We start from the raw sequence: 20,002 nt of genomic DNA, 5'->3' as shown, positions 1-20,002 counted from the left end.
TTGGAATAAACAACGTATCCTTGTAGCTAAGCTGCATGAAAAAGTAGCAAACCAACGTAAGAACTTCCTTCATCATAAGTCTAAAGAGTTAGCTACTAATTTTGATGTTGTAGCTATTGAAGATCTAAATATGAAAGGAATGTCGCAAGCACTTCATTTTGGAAAAAGTGTCGCTGACAATGGTTGGGGTATGTTCACTTCTTTTTTAGCTTATAAACTACATGAACAAGGCAAACAACTTGTGAAAATAGACAAATGGTTTCCTTCCACAAAAACATGTAGCAGTTGTGGAAATGTGAAAAATATGTCATTGTCTGAGCGAGTCTATTCTTGTATATGCGGTGTAAATCTTGATAGAGATTATAACGCAGCTATCAATATCAAAAATGAAGCAATACACCTATTGGCGTTAGCATAGATAGCAATAAAATAACCCTTGGAACAAGGGAGTTAGCTCGGCTGTCTTAGGACGAATTTGTTAGCTACCAAAAGTAACGACTAACCGAGAAGCCCCCACTCCAAACAGTCCGTTAGGACGTTAAGTGGCGGGTAGTTCACATAGTAGTGAAATAATAATTAACCCTAGAGAGGCAGCATTAAGAAAAGCGAAAAAAATAGAAGTTGTTTCGGATGCATTAGATTCATTTTTCGAAGAGAAATAATAATTATATACTTACTGTGTAATTTTTACATACTTAAGGGGTGTAATATTACAAATAAAGTCGTTAGAGGTATGTTAATATGCAAAAGAAAAAAGAAGGTTATTATGTACATGTGTATACACTGAGAGACAAAAGTACAAAATCAATAAAAATAAAACCATCGCGTTCATTGAAAGAAGAAATGAATGTTTTAGCTCTTAAGGACAGTGATATTTTTCAAATTCAAATGGTATGGTACGATCCAAACCAAGAGGTTAAAAAATAATAAAGGTGTAAATAAGGGGTTGTATTTTTAAAATCGTATTGCTATAATATAAACGTAATAAGATTTTACAATAAAATATAAAATTAATCAGTTCGCATATAAGAGAAGACCTCAATATGCGCCATGTCCTTAGGGGACGTGTGCGTGTATTGGGGTCTTTTTGCGTTTTGCGAGCAAAAACATCCGGAGGTGCAGGAATTATGTTGAATTGGTTGTCTGCAAAACTTATGACAACATCAGTAGGAGATTTCTTACTGGCAAAAAATAGTTTTTCGAAAGGGCTTGGTGGTAATGGTGGTGGCGGTAATGCTGAAACCGTTCAAAAAAGCATGAACACTTTGGTGAAAACCTTAATTGGTTTTGGGGGAATTTGGGTAGCAGCTTGCGTTGTATTTGCAGCTATTAAACTATCTGGAGCACAAGGGAAGAATCCTGAAAACCGTACACAAGCTATGATTGGTTTAGCTTGCGCGGCAATTGGAGGCTTTGTCATGATCAAAGCGTACGACATCGCCGCTTGGGTTACAACAATCTAATATAAGAGAAGCTCTCCTCCATTTGGGGAGAGCTTCTCTTATACAAGGGAGGAAACAAAATGAGAAAAGTAACTGTTCCTGTTGATATGACTTCGGAACAAAAAACGCTGTTAGGTGTATTAAGTAAGCGCCAATTGATTTATCTATTAGGTGGCGGGGCCGCCCTTTATTTATATGTTCCATTTTTATGGCAGTTGTTTGCACCTATTGATGCGGTAGTAGCATTTTTTATTTGCCTAATTTTAGCACTACCAACGGTAGTAGGTGTAATAGCGTTTGCTTTTATTTATAAAGAAAAACAACACATGTATCTAGATAGATTTTTACTTATCAAAATGCGTAGCCGCTCCGAAAAAGGCAAGTGGAGAAAAGGGTACGAGCCAACTACATGGGCAAAGGAGAATTTGTAAATGTTAGAAATGATATATTTTGCGGCGATAGCCATTGTAGGGTTTTTCTTTTATCGGAAAATGAATGGGAAACCGCTGTTTGGTTCTAAGAAAAAGGGGAAAAAGCAAGGTGGAATAGAGAAACATACTGCTGAAAAATCTGGAAAGAAAAACAAAAAGAATACGCCTGCTGAATCGGAAATTGATGAGGATAATGTTGATTTCTTTCGAGATTTTGTAGAAGACATTAAGGAAATTGATAATCACATGATTCGGTATCATGATGACACATTTGTCCTAATTGCGGAAGCACATCCGGTTAACTATTACTTACTTTCCAATATGGAACAAGAAGCGATTGATATCAAAATTGAATCATGGTTAACCACATTAGAGTTTAATACGAAAGTATATATTCAAAGTAAGTTCGTAGATTTAACAGATCCTGTACGAAAAATGACAGAAACGATGAAAGGTGCGAAGGACCTTACACCAGAGACGGTTCTATATGGACAAGAAGTTATCGATAACTTAGAGTACTGGCAACGTTCGCAACCTCGATATGAACAAAAACGTTATTTAATTTACCCATACAAGGTTGATATTAGTACGATTACGGCTGATACAGAAGAAGAGTTGGAAGAAAAGATTGTGGATAAGGCGTTTAACGAATTATATCGCCGTTATAATGCTTCTCGAAATCTACTATCGAAAGCAAAAATTAATGTGGAAATGTTAACGAAAGATAAATTAATAGAACTTTTATATGTAGCATTTAACCGTCGGAAAGCCGTAAAAGCTCGTTTCCAGGATTTAATTGAAAACGAGAATTTCTCGCTCTATTCAACAGGGGAAACAAATGAAAGAAAACTAGAGTTAATGAAGAAAGTGCTAGCGGAAGAAAAAGCAGAAAAATCAAATAACGGGGTGGCGTAAACATGAAGTTATTCGGAAAAAAGAAAAAAGAAAAGAAAAAAGAAAAGAAAAAAGTAGAAGCCGAAGAGAAGGATGAATTGGAGCTAGAGGAGGAAGAGCTGGAAGAAGAAGTACCGACGCAATTAGACAATCAAACAACAGTGTTTGATGTTATTGCTCCAGAAGGAATGAAAATTGATGCAGAAGATTATGGGGTCATTAAACAATCTTTAGGAAGTAATACGTTCTTCCGTCCGTTTTATATTCCACGTGATGGGTACCCGCGTATGATGCAAACCAATTGGCTCAACATGTTAACTTCGGCTGGGGAAGTGGATGTCATGATCGATATTCATAAAGAACCAAAAGCTAAAGCAATGCGATCATTAGATATGCAGTTGACGATGTTACGTTCGAATCTTTCTTTCCAACGTACACGAGGAAACATTGACCAAGAAAAAGACTTAGATGCAAAAATTCAAGATACAAACAATTTAATGGATGAAATCCAGTTCAATGAAAACGACTCCTATATGGTGAGTACCATGGGTGTTGCGTATGCCGAATCAAAGAAAGAATTAGACGTTTTATGTGAGTATATTGAAGATGAAATGCAAGCATCGCATTTTAAGATTGCAAGTACTTGGAACCGTGTGAAAAGTGGTTTGAAAGCTACTATGCCATTAGGTGCACCAAATACGCTGCAAGATACCTATCGAAATATCGATAGACGTGCGTTATGTACGTTTGCACCATTTGTATCAGGTTCCGGGAGATTTAATGGTGGCATACCAATAGGAAAGAATAAAATTACTGGGCAAGTAGAATTTTTAAATTCATTTGGTAATGCAGATTATCGCCCGCCAAACTATAACATTGGTGTAACAGGGATCTCAGGTTCCGGAAAAAGTTTACTTTTAAAAATGAAGTTAGCTCGTGAAACGTCACTTGCAGATACGCATGCAATGATTATCGATCCAGAAGGAGAATTCGTAAAAATTACAAAACGTCTAGGTGGTATTAATTTAAATATTTCACCTGAAAGTAATATCATTATCAATCCTTGTGCAATCGCTGTAACAGAACTTCAGATTACGGATAAAGATGAAGAGCTAGAAGCACTTGAACAATATGATAAGAAAGAACTTGTAGAGCGTGATGGCGTGAAGTATGTAAGATTTGTACCGATTTTAGAGAAAATCAATGAAATACTTGGATTCTTTGACATTATTATTCGCGGACAAGACTTTGATCAACCAGGATTAAATGTATTCCAGCGTACAATGCTAGAAGATGCAATTCGTGAAGTGTTTGATAAAAATGGTATTACCTCACACCCTTCATCTTTATATACAGATGAAGTGAAGAAGGTGGATGGACAATTAATTCAGTCTCAAGTGAGAAAGCCAGAACCAGAATTAAAAGAAATCTACGATGTCATAGTAGAGCATCATGGAGACGATGTAAAAGCAGAAGAGTTAATTGCTGCGATTCGTCCATTCTTACGCGATGGTTCAAAACCATTATTTGATGGACAAAGTCATTTTGGCCGTGGTGTAGAAACACAGTTAAATGAATCTCGTGTTGTTAATTTTAATATTAGTCATTTAGAAGAAGGATTCTTAAAACCAATCGCTTTCCACGTTATCTTGAACTATATTTGGGAGCATTGGATTAAGAGTCCAGAACATGCTATCAAACGAAAAGTACTGTATGTAGATGAGATGTGGCAGTTTATTGATTATGAACAAACGGTTAACTTCTTAGAAAAAGTAGCACGTCGTTCACGGAAAAGAAATGCAGGTATGTGTTGGGCCAGTCAGGACTTTGTTCGTATTTTAGAAAATGTGAAAGCACGTGGTATCTTGCAATCTACTTTCTCTTATTTCTTCTTAGAACAAAATAAGATTGATAAGAAAAAAATTCAAGAGAACTTTAACTTAACTGCTGGGGAGCTTGATATTATTCTCAACAATCCAGGAAAAGGAGAAGGGATTTTCCGTGTCGGAGATAGTTCGGTCTGGATTCAAACAGATCCATCAGATAAAGAAATGATGTTTATTGAATCGAATGAAGCGGTACTTCAAGAGCTTCTAAACAATATGAAGAAAGTACAAGGGTACGCAGGATAGTAGCGTACCTTTATAAAGGAAGGTGAAATTATGCTTGAGAAAATAATAGATTGGGTCGGTGGCCTTATTATCCATATGGTAAAGGCCCTACTAGCGCCTATTTATGGATTTATGGATACTATTCCAGTTATAGTCTTTGGTGGAGATAAATCTAATCTAGATTTTTTATATGCGAAGAATGCAGTTACGAATGTATTAGATACCGGTATGCCTGTCATGTTTAAGTTTGTTGCTTTTTGTGTCCTCGTCAGTGTAGTGATTACAGCAGCAAAATATTCAGCAACGACTATGAATCCAAATAATCGCACGGCATTAATTGAATATGCAAAAGACTTAATGATTATCTCGATTTGCCTCTGGCATTTAGATTTCTTTTATAATTTTGTATTTGATCTAAATTCTTGGATTACATTGGAATTTAAAGAGGCGATAAATGGAGTAAATAACGGGAATTTCAACCCGGATCAACAAATACCTTTATTAAAGTCTGGACTGTCTGACAATAAGACGATTACAGAGCTTTCAATGGAAGGCCATAAAAATGATTATATGTTTATCATATTCGGACTATTTATTGAAGCTGGATTAATGATATGGGCAAACTTTTATTATTTAATGCGTGCTGTGACACTATACGTATTAATGTTACTAGGCCCTGTAATGGTAGGAATGTGGTTGTTCCCGCAAAAGAAACAACAGACGTTATATTGGATTCGTGAGTTTATGGGAGCAGTATTAATTCAAGCGATTCACGCAATTACCCTATGGTTAGTCATTACACTTATTGGAGGTGCACAAAATCCTATCATAAAATTAGTATTGCTTGCCATGTTTATCCCAGTTGGTGAAATTGTGAAAAGTTTTATTGGCCTTAGCACCAATGCATCCGCTGGTATTCATAGAGCGGGTACGATGATGGGTATGGGTGCTTTAGCAAGTGTGGCTGGTTTGGTTAAAGGTGTTCGTGACGACTACCGTAGTGCAAAAGATAAAGGGAAAGAAAAGAAAGATGGAGAGAAAGATAATAAAGAAGATGCGGATAACCCGAAAAATGCATTAGGAGCAAATTTAGGGACAGATGTTGGTACAACATCTCGTGCAGCTCGTATGTTAAAAGCAGGTCAAATTGGAAGTTCAATTGGTAAAGCAGCGACAGGACTTGCAGGTATGGCAGCGGGAGCTGGTCTTGGACCGGGAGCGATGGTAGCAGGCTCGCAAGTTGGAAGTGCATTAGGTAGTGCTCCTGGTGCAGTAGCTGGTAGAAGTGTTGCTGCAGTCGGCGAAGGGGCTGTAGCCTTAGGAAAACATATTGGTTCCAGTGTAAAGAAGGGTGCGGAGACGTATTCAAATCTAAATGGCGAATCGTATCCGGAACTAACCGATGAAGATATCGCACAGGATTTAGCTACAAAAGACTTTGAAAATTGGAAAGCTGATAATCCGGATTCTGCAGTCGCAAGTCGTTTAAAACAAGCTTTCCCTGGTGCGTCCGATGCAGAGATTGCTAAAAAAGTAGCGAAAACAAATAGTGATCAAATGTCTCGTTTCTCAAATCAACGGAAACAAGATTTACAAAATATGAAGAAAGCCGCTACACCATATGGAAATGCTAGAGATTTAGTAAACGCTGCAACGAATGCATTCCAAAAGGGGTATGAGGCAGACCATAAAGATACGTTTATGAGTCAGTTACCAGAAAATATGTCAGCAGAAGAGAAAGAGAAACATTGGAACGATCATCTGAACACAAAAGTACAAGGATTTAGAAATCACGCAGAACAGGCGGCAACAAAAGCGGGAGCTATGCCAGTTGACGCAAAGGATAAGCAAGGAAATAACCTGTTTGATAAGTCCTATGTGAATAAAGATGCGTTTGCTTCTCGACTTGCATTAGGAAAGGTCGGAAAAGCAGTCGAGGATGTAAAAGGAGAAACGTTAGAAAGTGGCCATCAAAATATGGGACAAGTCGGTGCTCTTGTCGGTGCTTCTACCGCTGCATTTAAGAAAGCATATAGTGCAGACCATAAGGCTGGATTCATGAAACAATTCCCTGCAGATATGCCGCAACAAGAAAAAGAAGCCGCATGGAATAAGCATTTAGATCAAAAAGTACAAGGATTTCAAAATCATGCGCAACAAGCGGCGGAATCAGCTGGTATTGTACAGCAAAAAGATGGTACAAACTACGCGAATAAAAAAGCTTTCGCTTCTCATTTATCACAACAGTTACAAAAAGATCCTGGTTTAAATGCTATGGGTGTATCTAGCGCAGCAGGCATTCAGAAGGCAGTCAACGGTGTGAAAACGCACGGTTTGACAAGTGGAGCAGGAAGCCAGAAAGCGAAACAAGTAAGTAATGTTGAGAACCTGGTACAAGCCTCTACAGAATCTTTTAAACAAGGCTATGCAGCAGAACAACAGGCAAGCTTTATGAAAAAGTTGTCTCCAACTATGTCTCAACCACAAAAAGAGCAAGCTTGGCAGTCGCACCTGAATGAAAAAGGAAATGAATTTAAAGCAGTCGCACAACAAGCGGCAGTACAAGCGGGAGCGATGCCCGTACAGGCGAAAGATACGAGTGGTAAGAGTCTACATAATCAATCGTATATTAATAAAGATGCTTTTGCTTCGCAATTAACGAAAGGATTACAAAGCCATGCAAGTCTTGGAACGGTGAGTCAAGAAGTAGGTTCTGGAATTACTAGTACGATTCAAGGTGTTCGTTCACATGGCGTTGCAACAGGTGGCGCAATCAATAAAGCTGTATATGCGGCGACACAAACGCAAGCGAGTATCGCACGTGCAGGAGATCTTTCCGTTGCGGAAATTGAACGCTCTTATGCAGATGCATCAACAAGTGTAGCAAATATTGCACAAAGTGCTGGTAAAATGTCTATCCCAACATCTGCGGTGGGACGTATGACACAGCAGAGTACAAAACTTGGCATGAGTGTAATGGAAGGTGCGAAACACCTTATGCTTGCGGATCGCATTGATACGGTATCAAATGCATACTTTAGTGCTGCGAGTGCTGTACAACAATCCGGAGGGAATGCAGTACAAAAAGTGATAAGTGGGACTACTGCTGCTGTTAATACATCATTAGGTGGGAATGCAGCAGAGCGTCATTATAATGTGACAAAAGGCTTAAGTTACGCCGCAGGTGTGATTGGTGGTGCAGGTGCTTATCAAGCAACTGCACGTATGGTAAGTAAACATAATCCGTATAACAGTGCAGTTCGTACAGAAGCAAAAGAGATTCAGGAAATTCAACAGATGGTACCGACAACAACAGATCATACAGGCGTGCAATCGGTTGTAAAAGGTGCCGTACGTCTTGTGACGACAAATAATAAATCTTGGATTGAAGCAAAAGACGCTAGTGGTATGACGCAAGTTGTATCTCGTTATGGTAGTGGAGATAGCAGTATACGATCTGGACAAGTCGTATATCAGGACTTAAATATTTCAGAAGGACAATTAACGCAGTATCGTAATGGTACGAAAGCATCTCCAGCCTATATACAAGATCCAAGTGGTGGCAAAATCAATATCAATCGCTCGATCAATGTAAATCCAAATCAATTAGTAGGAAACCAAAATCAAAGACCGTTACAACAGAAACCGGTATTTAATGAACCACCACTTACGGTCAATCACAAAGTAGACAATGGTCACTTCTATATGTCTGATTTAGACCAAGGTGGCTATAAGAATGTACAAATGGTTGTAGAAAGAGATCGTAGTTACATGGTTGCGACAACAACAGACGGTACAGTGTCACGTATTTCGCCATTCGGAAAAGGAGATACGCGTTTACAAGCAAACCAAAGGATTGAAAGAGCTTGTGAAGTGAAAGACAGTAGTATTAAGCCAAGAGAAGAAATCCTAGTAACACATACACAGGACGAAGTAGTCCGTACAGAGACGCATTTAAATTTATCAGAACATGACCCACAAAATCTGATTTCATTTGCCCCAAACCCTCGCTTAGCACAGCGAAGAGGAAGAAATTCTCAAAATGGAAAATATGGTGTGATAAGTTTATGAGTCAAAATCCTAACGATCCAAATGAACAGAAAAAAAGTAATCCTTTAAAAGATGTAGCTTCCCACTTTATTAAGAAAAAAGGGATGCAAGCGCGTGGGAAGATGGCAAAATTGGCAGGAAAAGTAGGAAAGGCGGCAGCGAAAGCTGCTGCCAAAATGCTAAAAGCAGGTATATTAAAAATTGTGGGTGCTGTTGTGGCAGTGATTGGAGTACCTGCCGCTTTGATTATGGGAGTAATTATTGCTGTGTGTGTGATTTTAGTCTCTTTTGTACCTTTTACCGATGATGAAGATAAGACAGAGGAACAAGTAAAAAAATATATGGAAGTTTCAATGGCTCTGAATGTGGATTGGAAAGAGGTTGTCGCTTTTGACATGGCGCGATTTGATAATGATTTGACTGGTAAAGATCCACATGATGCTATATCATATTTCTTGGATATCCAATATGAAGAATATACGGAAAAAGAGGTGTGCGAGGCAGGACCGAATGGTTCTTGTGAAAAAAAGAAAAAAGAGATGCAAAAAACCAAATCTGAAAGTTACTCCGGACCAGATGTAAAAAAGATATTAGGAGATACAGATTTTAAGAAAAAAATAGATGAGATTAATGCAAGTGGAAGTAAAAAAGTGACAACATCTTCTCATGGGCTAGAGAAAGCCATGGAACTCGCAAAGTTTAGTAAAAGTCAAAAAGAGCGTGCTCGTGAGATATTAGAAGCCGGGATGTTAGAAGGAATGTATGGACATCTTGCTCCTACTACTGGTGGATTTATTGGTGGTATGTGTGTAGGTAATGTGAGTCCTGGTGGAGAGCCTGTTAACCTTAATGCAAAAGTTACAGGATACCTTCCTAAAATTAAAGAAATGGCAGAAAAACATGGTGTTGCTCAATATGTTGGTATTTTGGCTGCCCAAATGATGCAGGAATCAGGTGGAGCAGGAAATGACCCGATGCAGGCTTCAGAGGGGCAATATGGAGACATGAGCTCATCTTGTATAGGTGTAAAGGGAAATGCTCGTGTAGGGTGTATTAAAGATCCCAATATTTCTATAGAAGCAGGTGTACGGGAATTTAAAGATGTACTAGGAAAGGCCAATGGTGACATTGCTCTCGCCTTGCAGTCGTACAACTGTGTGACACGTTCCTAACTGAAAAGGTTAGGCGCTGATTCAATAATCAGCAGAACTATTATTTCGAGAAGTCAAATGATAGGGTAACGCCTTGAAGGGCTTCCTCTGATACTCCGACATGCAGCATACAAAAGATAAGTCTGTAGTTGTGTGAAGCTCGGTGAAGTCGGCTGAGAGCTACCGTTAAAGTATCTCGATACTACGAAAACTGTCCAGCGGTGGATGGTGTAGCCTATAGGCCGGGAGTCTAAAAAGCACTCATGGGTAGAATGGATTCAACAAAACCAACGGGTAGGCAGAATCTGACGAATCTTCGAATGTACGGGTCTAGAACGATGACACATAGAAATGTGTGTGCCACGAGCGTGGTGCTGATGTGGATGAGTAAAAATAGTTGTTATGAAAGTCCATATGTCGTTATAGGCGGCATCAAGTCAGTAGGCTTAAAGGAGAACCCTAAAAGTGTTATGCATAGATAGAAATAATGGAACGTGGAAAGCCACCAACATGGAGAACTTATCTTCGAGGAAGTGTTTGAAGGGAAGGTGTTTGTGAGATTAGCAAACGTATAACCTTCATTTATGGTGGTAAGAGTGATGGCATAGTACCGGTGAAGCAATGGAAACATTGCAGAGGGATAGCCATTAGTCTGATGAAAGATTGACCAACCGTTTCAAAAAGCTACGCAGTCGAATTATAAGGTTCTTGTGAGACTAAAAAAGGTAAACTCTGAAAGGAGATCCGACTTATAAAGAAAACTGAAAAGCTTAGACACGCTGAATATTATGATATGCAGTCTACACTAGATGACTTGTATCAGCAAAGTCAAAACGGTAACAACTTTTATAAATTAATAGAGCTTATGAAGATGGATGAAAACATACGTTTAGCATATCGAAATATAAAAAGAAATATGGGAAGTCTGACAGTTGGAACAGATGGAATGACAATTAATGATATTAAAATGCTTTCAACGGATGAAGTGATAGAAAAAGTAAGAACGATGTTTGGTTGGTATGAACCACAATCTGTAAGACGTGTATTTATACCAAAACCAAATGGAGACCGTAGACCTTTAGGGATACCAACCATATGGGACAGATTATTTCAGCAATGTGTATTGCAAATATTGGAACCAATATGTGAAGCGAAATTTCATAACCATAGTTACGGTTTTCGCCCTAACCGAAGTACACATCATGCACTAGCGAGAATGAAATCTTTAGTGAATAGAAAAGGAAACGGATTTCACTACTGTGTGGATATAGACATTAAAGGTTTCTTTGACAATGTGCATCATGGAAAACTTCTAAAGCAATTGTGGACGATAGGTATACGAGATAAGAAATTACTTTCTATCATTTCAAGACTACTGAAAGCAGAAATTGTAAATGAGGGTGTTCCTCAAAAAGGTACTCCGCAAGGAGGAATACTAAGTCCGCTTCTATCTAATATCGTACTCAACGAATTAGATTGGTGGGTAAGTAACCAATGGGAAACGATAAAGACCTCACATCCATATAAGGGAAATAGTGAAAAATATCGAGCACTAAAGAAAAGCAAATTAAAGGAATGTTTCTTAATTCGATATGCAGACGATGCAAAAATATTATGTCGTGATTATGTAACGGCTTTAAAAATGTTTGAAGCAACAAAAGACTTTCTTAGAACACGCCTACATCTGGATATTAGCCTTGAAAAATCAAAGATTATAAATTTGAGGAAAAAAGCGAGTCACTTTTTAGGCTTTACAGTTAAGGCAAATAAGAAAGGAAACAAACATGTGGCTCATAGCAGAATGTGTGTAAAATCCAGAAAACATGCGTATAGCAAGCTGAAAAAGGCTGTTAAAGATATAAGCAGAGAACAAACACCAGAATCAGTATGGCGATTTAACACGACTGTAATGGGAATACAAAATTATTATTCAGCCGCCACACATATTAATCACGATCTAGATCACATGAGTTGCCATCTCATAAGAACTCTCTATAATCGACTGAGGCGAGATTGGAAAAAAGCCACTAAGAGTGACATGTCAACTGTATTAAGGAAAAGATATAAACGATACAATCCTAAATTGTATAAAATCAAAGACATCGTATTACTACCTATCCATGCGCAGAAGCACAAACCGGCTAGAAATTTTACTCAGTCTATCTCAAATTATACAAAAGAAGGTAGAGAGAAAATACATGATACGCTAAAAGCCGTAGATAGGGAGACACTCCGACATGTACAGCGTTTTTATATGAAGCATCGAACAGTAGAATACAACGATAACAGAATTGCAAAGTTTATTGCACAGTATGGAAAATGTGCAATTACGAAACAAGAAGTTGGATTAGTAGGTTGGCACTGTCATCATAAAATTCCGTTGGAATTTGGGGGACAGGACAATTATGAGAATCTGGTAATTGTACTAGAAGACATACACTTAGCAATTCATAGCGATGATTCAGATAAGGCAAAATCAATCTTAAATAAGTACGACATTATTGAAGATAAGAAAGTGATGTTTGACAAGCTGAGAATATCAGCGCGTCGACATCCTATCTTTGCTTCAATACAAAAGTTGGTCAATTGAATTAGATGGAGCGCCGTATGAGGTGAAAGTCTCACGTACGGTGTGAAGTGGGGGAAAAGGTGAAGATGATGTCAAAACCTTACCTATCACTATTTGGCGAAGGTTTTATTAGTTACGCTTTAGCAAAGGGTGGCTATTCAGAAGAAACAGCTATTGAGTTCTCAAGAAGTAAGAATCATTTAAATCCAGGTGGTTGCTCCGATCCGAATAATTTCAGGACAAAGGTTAATGCGTGCTATGGTGATTTCACATACGTTTCCAAAGTTTTGAAATATTACAAGGATTTAGGGTGTGTGGCGGATGTATCTGGAGAATGGATTTCTGATAAAGGTTGGAAATGGCCAACGAAATCAGGGCGTATTACAGATACGTTTGATGCAGTTCGTGGTGGAAAACAACATAATGCTGTTGATATTGGAGCTATGACTGCTGGAAAAGCTGGAGACCCCGTATGGTCAATGGAAGCAGGTATTGTAACAAACCAAACAGGAAATGTAAACGGTGGCGGTCTAGGTGTCTATGTAGACCATGGAAATGGTATTGTATCTCGTTACTTACATTTGAGTAAAATATCAGTTGCACCAGGAACTATGGTGACAAAAGGACAGATTATTGGGGAAATGGGCGGTTCTAACTTTGATAGAGATACAGGTTTCCTTAATATGAATGGATACGCTGTCCATTTAGATTTCCAAATTCGTATTAATGACCAACCAACGGATCCAATGAAATTCTTTAAGAAAAATGATGATCCAGGGTTATCATCTGGTGGCTCTCCTACAATGACAAATGCTAAACGACAAAAGGTACTGGAAGAAGCGAAAAAATGGCTTGGGCAAGGGAAAGTAAGCTATGTATCCGGTGCTAGAAATCCAGCTGCAGGTAGTGCAGATTGTTCTGGATTTACACAATATGTGTTTAAAACTAGTATAGGTGTCCAGCTTGGAGATTGGACAGGTGCTCAAATTGGACAAGGAAAACAAGTGCCAGATATCGGTCGTGCGCAGCCAGGAGACTTAATTTTCTATGAAAATCCGAACCATGTAGCTATTTATTTAGGGAATCAGAAAATGATTCATATTGGTGATAATAAGGGTGTACAAATTACAGGTCTAAACTATACGGCAAGAGGACAACATATGACGCAAGTTCGTAATGTAATAGACTGATTTGGGATGTGATGATATGAAGAAAATCATGAATGTGTTAGCGAATCTGCCTCGTAAGTACTTAGTTATATTGGGAATTATAATGTTAGTAGTAGGCGTTGCTACCTATAATACGATTCATCGTTACATGATGAAATCTCAAGTACAAGAGGAAGAGCAAGTAAATCAAGATAAAATCGAGATGCTTGGAGATAAGCCAAAGGGATTTGATACAAAAGAAGAGGAATATATCGCAAAGACAAAAACTGTAGAGGATTTACTACGAAAAATTTCTAATAGTAGTTATGATGTACCGTACTTGTTTACAAAGGCTGGATTTGGTATTGAACCGATGAAAATGACAAGTAATGAGCGTATGCTGGCTACAGAAGCTGTACAACGATATTTCCTAAATGGGGATCAGTTTTACAATGCGCGAATTACCAAAATTGACCGTGGGAAAAAAGTAGATACGTTTCATATTGAAGTTTTAATTCAACAGGTAAACTTCTTAGAACCACGACAATTTAAAGTGCAGGTAAATAAATATGCACAAATTGTAACACCAATTGCACAAATTCCACATGGACAAGAAGAAGTACCTGTAGATTAAGAAGGAAATGAGGGTTGTGGAGAAAAACACAACCCTTTTTTTAAAAAAATAAAGAGTACCTAAAAATATTTATTGAATATTCATAATTTTCTGATATAATAAAACCATGGTTAAAAGAAATTTGTATATAACGCTAAAATGAGATGGATATGGAGGAATACAAATGAGAATGTTAATTGGAACAGCTGCGAATTTTGTTTCGGGATATTATATAGGGCGAAATTCTGGATTATTAGGAACGTTGCTTGGATGGGCTTTTTTGTTGGGTGGTGGCTATCTGTTAATAGAAAATTGGGATAGTATCACAGTCTGGATGCATAGTTTGAATATTGTACAAGGACTAGATGGTTACGAAGACATGAGCAATGGCTTTATTTTTATCTGCTTGGTAGTAAGTGGCTTTATTCTTATCTTGTTGTCACCGATTTTCGTTATATTATTAGTAATTTGTTTCGTATTAATGAATATTGTAGCTTGTACACTTGTGTTATTAACATCACCAAGTACATGTATAAAGAAGAAAGATAAGGAGAATGAGAGGGAATGAGTGGGAATGAGTACAATTCTAGTTTTAGGTGGATCAAATGGAAGAACGTTAGAGAAGTTGGCCAAAAAAAAGAGACTGCCAGGTTATTTTCCATGATGGGAAAAATCACGGAGGCGTAAATAAAACGTTTCGTAGTGTTATAAAAAAATGCGATGTTATTGTCATTCAAAAAGGTGCATGTGGCCATGTATCTATTGATGTAGCAAAAGAGTACGCAAAGAAGTATGATGTCCCACTATTATTTAATCCGGGATTTGGTGGAACTGGTGCGCTTGAAATGGGATTAAAGCATTTGAAGGTTGCATGAGGTTTGATACATATCTATGGAATTATAATTTCTAAATTAATATATAACATTAAAAAGGTAGAGGCACGCAAGTGGTTTTTCTAGAAGAGTTTAGAGGGTACTTTGCAGTTAAGTTTTTACAACAAATTAGTTTGTTAGAAAACTAAGCAAAATAGTTATTTGGGGGAGATTAGTAGCTGAAATGCTAGATATCTAGCATTTCAGTGGAGTGTTTATCCATTTTTATTATGGGAGTTTTTTCAACTTGCTATTAGAAGAAATAACTCCACAAAATATAGCAATAAAAATTGCGACCCAGGTTCCCATAGACATAGGGATTCCTCCTAGTAATAAAATGAATTACTTCTATATTTTAACATTATTAAATGTTCTGTTGTTAAAAAATGAAGATATTACATAAATGAGATGTTATAGAACTAAACAAAATTCTTATTTAAATAGAGAAGCCCTAGAGTTAGGGGGTCTAGGGCTTCAGGTCTGAGTATATCTCACACGGTATTATAAAGAGAAAAGAACGTATTGAAGATAACATATAAATGTTTCATAAATGTATCAAAAAAATGAACAAATTTTTATTTTATTAATTTGTAGGTTGATACAGTTCCCCAAACGAAAAGAACCAAGTAAAACAGTCTTTGTAGTAGACCTGCAGGTAAGGGAAAAAGAAAAACAAGTGAGATAAGGATTGTTATTACTATTAAGCTTAGTAAACAGAAATATGTCCATTTTCTAGCTTTTTTAAGATTCTTAGCAAAAATAAATAGTCCTGGAAATACAGTAAGCATACCTATCCAAACTAGAATAGAATGTCCAATTAGGTTTACATCTGCAGGAATTAATCCTGAAACTATAGTGGAGATTCCTATTATAAGTATAAAAAGTGTTGCTATTTTATTAATTCTTGTTTTTTCTAGATGTTGTGAAATATATAGTACTCCAATACAAAATGTTATTCCATTAATAACAAAGAGTAAATTCATCCAAAAATGATTAGGGGAGCATATTTCATACGGAGCTATTTCGTAGGTGAATTCTCCACAGGTTGTTACACCTAGATCACTCATTGCGTGACGCAAATAGTTATAAGGTGCTGTAGAAGTGAAAATAAAGAAAGGTTCAATTAAAAAGTATAGGCAAGTTGCAATCCAGCTAAATAAGCCAAACCTGTTTGATATATGCATTAGATTCCTCCTCTTGAAAAAGTATATTTCCATTATAGGTGGTTACATCATTAAAAGTGAAAATTTTCAAGTTGAGATTCGATAACCCTGTTCAACAATATGAGTTTTTCTGGAAAAATGTGTTTAGCGGAAAGACGTAGAAAAAAATGGATAGATCAAAATTTAACAAAATAGTTAATTAAATAACAAAAAGTGGAGGGTAAATACATAAACATGAATAATAGTAATATACATAAATCAGGTTATTTCATACTCATTTATTTTGTAATGACTCAATTTGTTGGGATTATAGGTGTACAATTGTTAGCGAAGACGGGCTGGTATGATATTCAGGGAAACCAACAGCAAGCAATCCAACAACTTCTTGTGCATTGGGAACTAATTGGATTTTCACTTACATTAATAATCATTTTTCTTATATATAGTAAAGAACTAATGAATGATCCCAAGTTATCGATTAAATTATCAAGAAATTCATTTGTATGGATTTTAGTTGGGATCATAGTAGTATTTCTTGCGCAGATGGTTGGTAGTGTTTTAGATAAGAGTGTATTTCAGCTAACTACGCAATCAGCAAATACGTCTAGTACAGTCGCTGCAGCAGCAATATCTCCTGTGGCACTAGTTTCAATTGTTCTTCTTGCACCTTTAGTAGAAGAGTTTGTTTTTCGTTATGCGGCCATAAATATTTTAACTGGAAAGTTTAAACAAACCTCGAGTATACTAATAAGCTCATTGTTCTTTTCTATTATGCATTTTGACTTTCCATTTATATTTGGATATTTTCTAATTGGGCTTGTACTTGCTGTAGTATATGTGCGTACTAATAGGTTACTAGTATCATTTGTTGTTCATGCTAGTATGAACTTAATTGTTGTTATACTCCAGATTTCTTGATGAAAAGCAGCGGATTCGCGCATCTTACTAGTGATTTAGTTTTTTGATGTTTATGAATTCTAAAATTATGGTAAGATTAATAAGACTACATTTGAAAATGTGGGTTCAAGTTGCTGTATTGACTGAATTGCACCAAAAAAACCAATTCCATTACACGGGAATTGGTTTTTTGGTGTGTGTTGTTAGCATAATTATTGACGGCCTAAAGGGGATTTGTTTCTTTGTAGTTTAGTATAACTTAAATAAAAAGAAAATTCAAAAACAAAATGATGAATCTTTACATATTTTTAAATTGCAACACAAAAATGTAAATATATGGTTTATAACGGGTGGTGAAACACTCTCCTATGTTTCTAGTGACTGTATCTTTTATCTGTTTTTGGGGTAGCACGCACATTTTAACGATTTTATACTCTAAGGGATTCTCAAAACTCAATAACACAATTTGAATTGAGATTAAATGCTTTGCTTAGAGTAGTAAAATCAACGTTTTTTGATGTCGAAAATTGCTTAGCGTATATTTTCGTTAAAATGTTGGCGGTACCCCATGCCCATCAAGCTAAACTTATATAAGTTTAATTTCACGTGAGATTTTTTCTTTTTTCTAAAGATCCAGTGTAAGTGCTTTAAAGATTGGCATACCAAATAAGCCCTATCGGGTTTCAATTTTTTGAATTACGCTACATGATTGTGAGACATAGAAAAGTTGTATACGACGCCTAAGATATTAAAAACTGTTTTCTTCTCATACCTATGGGATTTTCGTCCGTTTTTCTGTAAGAGATTAAACAAACGTAACAATATCTTTGTTAATTCTTGGGTGTTTTTTTGTAAAGATTGATAAATAAGTGGAAAATAATCTTTTATGATATAAACCGCTTTATATTCGCTTAGTTCTCGTTTCTTCTTGATGAGGAGTAATTGACGCATTTGAAACATGGTGGAGGAACAAAGAAGGATGCTAATTAGTTGTCCATATAAATGACACTCTAGCCGTTCTAATTTCACAGAATTACAGTGATGAATACGAAAAAATGATTTCCACGTTTTAAAAATAAGTTCAATTTGCCATCGTAAAGAGTAGAAATCGTATACTTGTTCCTTTGGTAGGTATTCCAAAGGAATATTTGTAATGTAAAAGTTAATTGCACTAAGCCGTTTACTGCGTTCTTTATAGGTAATTTGCTTCTTATGTTCTTTAGATGCTAAATCCTTTTGTCTACGTTTCATTTGCGTTTCAGTCAATTTATACAGAATTAGTCTTGCAGGAAGCTTTTGATACATTCCAATATAGATTTCAGGAATTTCATATGTTTCACCTGACTGTAATTGGTCAATAAATTGCTCCATATCTAATTGGATATACTCAGATTGCTTTTTTATGGTTCCATTTTGAAAGTATTCAGGTTCTTTATTCTTCTGATATATACGTGTATTAAGCTTTAATCGTGAAATAAAATAAGCACCACACTCGCTTATAGTATGTAAATCTTTTAAGTCAAAATATCCTAAATCACGTATAAATACATCATTCGGTTGAAGGGATGTTAAACAAGTAGAAGCATAAGTTTTATCATTGTGTTTTCCTGCTCCTACATGAACATGAAGAAATTGACCACTTAGTAAATCATACTCTAGTTGAATTTTTACTCCAGCACTTTGACCGCTACCACCTGAACCTTGATATGTAGAAGTGAATTTATCTGGAATTTGAAAATGTGTAGAATCCAATATGCGGATACGTCGAAAATAGTTTGTATACAAAGTTGGAATCTTGCTAGAAGAACAAAATTGTTGATGAAGTAAATGTGCTAAGAGTTGTTGTAAAAACTGAACAGCCTGAGGGTTAAAACGTTGATTGAGTCCCTCTGAACTCATAGAAATACCGGTGTTAGCTTCTAATCGACTACATAATTGTGTCAATGAAGAATGAGCTACATTTTGGCTTAACCAGACACACAAAGCTACTAAATCTTGTGCTCGATATTTACTTTTTCGTTTAACAAATCCTATATTTTTAGCTAATTGCTCTAAAGCATCAGGTAACATATATCGTTGTAACTCTTGGGAATACAATTGCAGCTCATCTTGAATTGAAAAGCACATTATAAAAACATCCTTTCTTTTGATTCTAAAGAAAGGTTAACGCTTTTTCCGTTTTTATAACAGGTTTTTTCGAAGGTTTTAACTTAATCCTAATTATATTTTTTATAAATTCTAAAAGTATATTCCCTATTTTGGGTATGATACTTTGTTTTTGGTAATGAGTTTTGGAACTAGATTTTAATCATATTTCAGTCAGTTTTGATAGATATAAATAAAGTTTCTTAAACGGTCATTTTTGGTACTTGTAACGAAAACATTGTTATATCAACGGATTTAGCCTTAACGTACAAAATCCGCGAAATTGGCGGTACCCCTTTTGGAGCAGAATGGGGAAAATCCAGAGGAGTAACGGGACACGATAGAGCAATAAAAACAGCAGCAGTCTAGGACTTTAATTCCAGATGTAAACCGATAATAAAGTTGTTTAATTTTGTTATGAGAATATAAGAGCCTTACTACAATCTAGTGTGTAGTAAGGCTCTTTAAAGTTGTTTAATTTCTATATATTTAAAAGGCATTTGTACTTAAAAATTA

The 20,002-nt window shown here is 36.4% G+C and carries 13 protein-coding genes and 3 pseudogenes; 14 read left to right on the top strand and 2 right to left on the bottom strand.

Translation table 11 applies throughout. The annotated features are described in order from the left end of the window. The 13 genes and pseudogenes from CN409_RS09200 to CN409_RS09130 all read left to right on the top strand — a co-directional run. Positions 1 to 418 (top strand): RNA-guided endonuclease InsQ/TnpB family protein (locus tag CN409_RS09200; RefSeq protein ID WP_097981676.1); only part of this gene is annotated, 418 nt, incomplete at its 5' end. Positions 419 to 741: 323 nt separating this feature from the next. Beyond that, on the top strand, positions 742 to 927 hold the full coding sequence (locus CN409_RS09195) for a hypothetical protein (protein WP_046945293.1): 186 nt from the start codon (positions 742 to 744) through the stop codon (positions 925 to 927). Between the two features lie 116 nt (positions 928 to 1,043). Next, positions 1,044 to 1,463: a hypothetical protein gene (locus CN409_RS09190; protein ID WP_001216651.1), complete on the top strand. Its 420-nt coding sequence runs from the start codon at positions 1,044 to 1,046 to the stop codon at positions 1,461 to 1,463. 59 nt (positions 1,464 to 1,522) lie between these two features. After that, positions 1,523 to 1,873: a PrgI family protein gene (locus CN409_RS09185; protein WP_003319481.1), complete on the top strand. Its 351-nt coding sequence runs from the start codon at positions 1,523 to 1,525 to the stop codon at positions 1,871 to 1,873. Beyond that, positions 1,874 to 2,788, top strand: coding sequence for a hypothetical protein (locus CN409_RS09180; protein WP_000891999.1), 915 nt, complete (start codon positions 1,874 to 1,876; stop codon positions 2,786 to 2,788). Between the two features lie 167 nt (positions 2,789 to 2,955). Continuing rightward, positions 2,956 to 4,899, top strand: a complete 1,944-nt coding sequence (locus CN409_RS09175) for a VirB4 family type IV secretion system protein (RefSeq protein ID WP_430793530.1) — start codon at positions 2,956 to 2,958, stop codon at positions 4,897 to 4,899. Between the two features lie 30 nt (positions 4,900 to 4,929). Continuing rightward, positions 4,930 to 8,949, top strand: a complete 4,020-nt coding sequence (locus CN409_RS09170; protein WP_097981679.1) for a TrbL/VirB6 family protein — start codon at positions 4,930 to 4,932, stop codon at positions 8,947 to 8,949. Further along, positions 8,946 to 10,082 (top strand): annotated as a pseudogene (locus tag CN409_RS09165) (lysozyme family protein); the annotation flags it as partial. The gene CN409_RS09170 and the pseudogene CN409_RS09165, both read left to right, overlap by 4 nt. 790 nt (positions 10,083 to 10,872) lie before the next feature. Further along, positions 10,873 to 12,669, top strand: a complete 1,797-nt coding sequence (gene ltrA, locus CN409_RS09155; protein ID WP_097981680.1) for a group II intron reverse transcriptase/maturase — start codon at positions 10,873 to 10,875, stop codon at positions 12,667 to 12,669. Positions 12,670 to 12,761: 92 nt separating this feature from the next. Further along, positions 12,762 to 13,838 (top strand): annotated as a pseudogene (locus tag CN409_RS09145) (NlpC/P60 family protein); the annotation flags it as partial. 16 nt (positions 13,839 to 13,854) lie between these two features. Continuing rightward, complete coding sequence (locus CN409_RS09140) at positions 13,855 to 14,430, top strand: hypothetical protein (RefSeq protein ID WP_097981683.1); 576 nt, start codon at positions 13,855 to 13,857, stop codon at positions 14,428 to 14,430. A gap of 163 nt (positions 14,431 to 14,593) precedes the next feature. Then, entirely contained in the window at positions 14,594 to 14,977 is a 384-nt protein-coding gene (locus tag CN409_RS09135; protein ID WP_097981685.1) for a hypothetical protein, read from the top strand. Between the two features lie 6 nt (positions 14,978 to 14,983). After that, positions 14,984 to 15,284 (top strand): annotated as a pseudogene (locus CN409_RS09130) (DUF2325 domain-containing protein). Positions 15,285 to 15,856: 572 nt separating this feature from the next. Here CN409_RS09130 and CN409_RS09125 read toward each other — a convergent pair. Beyond that, positions 15,857 to 16,465, bottom strand: a complete 609-nt coding sequence (locus tag CN409_RS09125) for a DUF998 domain-containing protein (protein ID WP_097892240.1) — start codon at positions 16,463 to 16,465, stop codon at positions 15,857 to 15,859. 213 nt (positions 16,466 to 16,678) lie between these two features. On the opposite strand from CN409_RS09125, the gene CN409_RS09120 reads away from it, so the two are divergent. Continuing rightward, a complete protein-coding gene (locus CN409_RS09120; protein WP_097981686.1) occupies positions 16,679 to 17,362 on the top strand; it encodes a CPBP family intramembrane glutamic endopeptidase in 684 nt (227 codons plus the stop codon). Positions 17,363 to 18,037: 675 nt separating this feature from the next. Here CN409_RS09120 and CN409_RS09115 read toward each other — a convergent pair. After that, the gene (locus tag CN409_RS09115) at positions 18,038 to 19,468 is read right to left on the bottom strand and encodes an IS4 family transposase (protein ID WP_097981688.1); all 1,431 of its coding nucleotides are present in this window, start codon (positions 19,466 to 19,468) and stop codon (positions 18,038 to 18,040) included. Positions 19,469 to 20,002: the final 534 nt, after the last annotated feature.

It is taken from the genome of Bacillus sp. AFS012607, assembly GCF_002558005.1.
In the GTDB taxonomy this organism is placed as follows: domain Bacteria; phylum Bacillota; class Bacilli; order Bacillales; family Bacillaceae_G; genus Bacillus_A; species Bacillus_A thuringiensis_S.
Note: the sequence above shows the minus strand (reverse complement) of the source record. Positions and strands in the feature narration are given on the sequence as shown.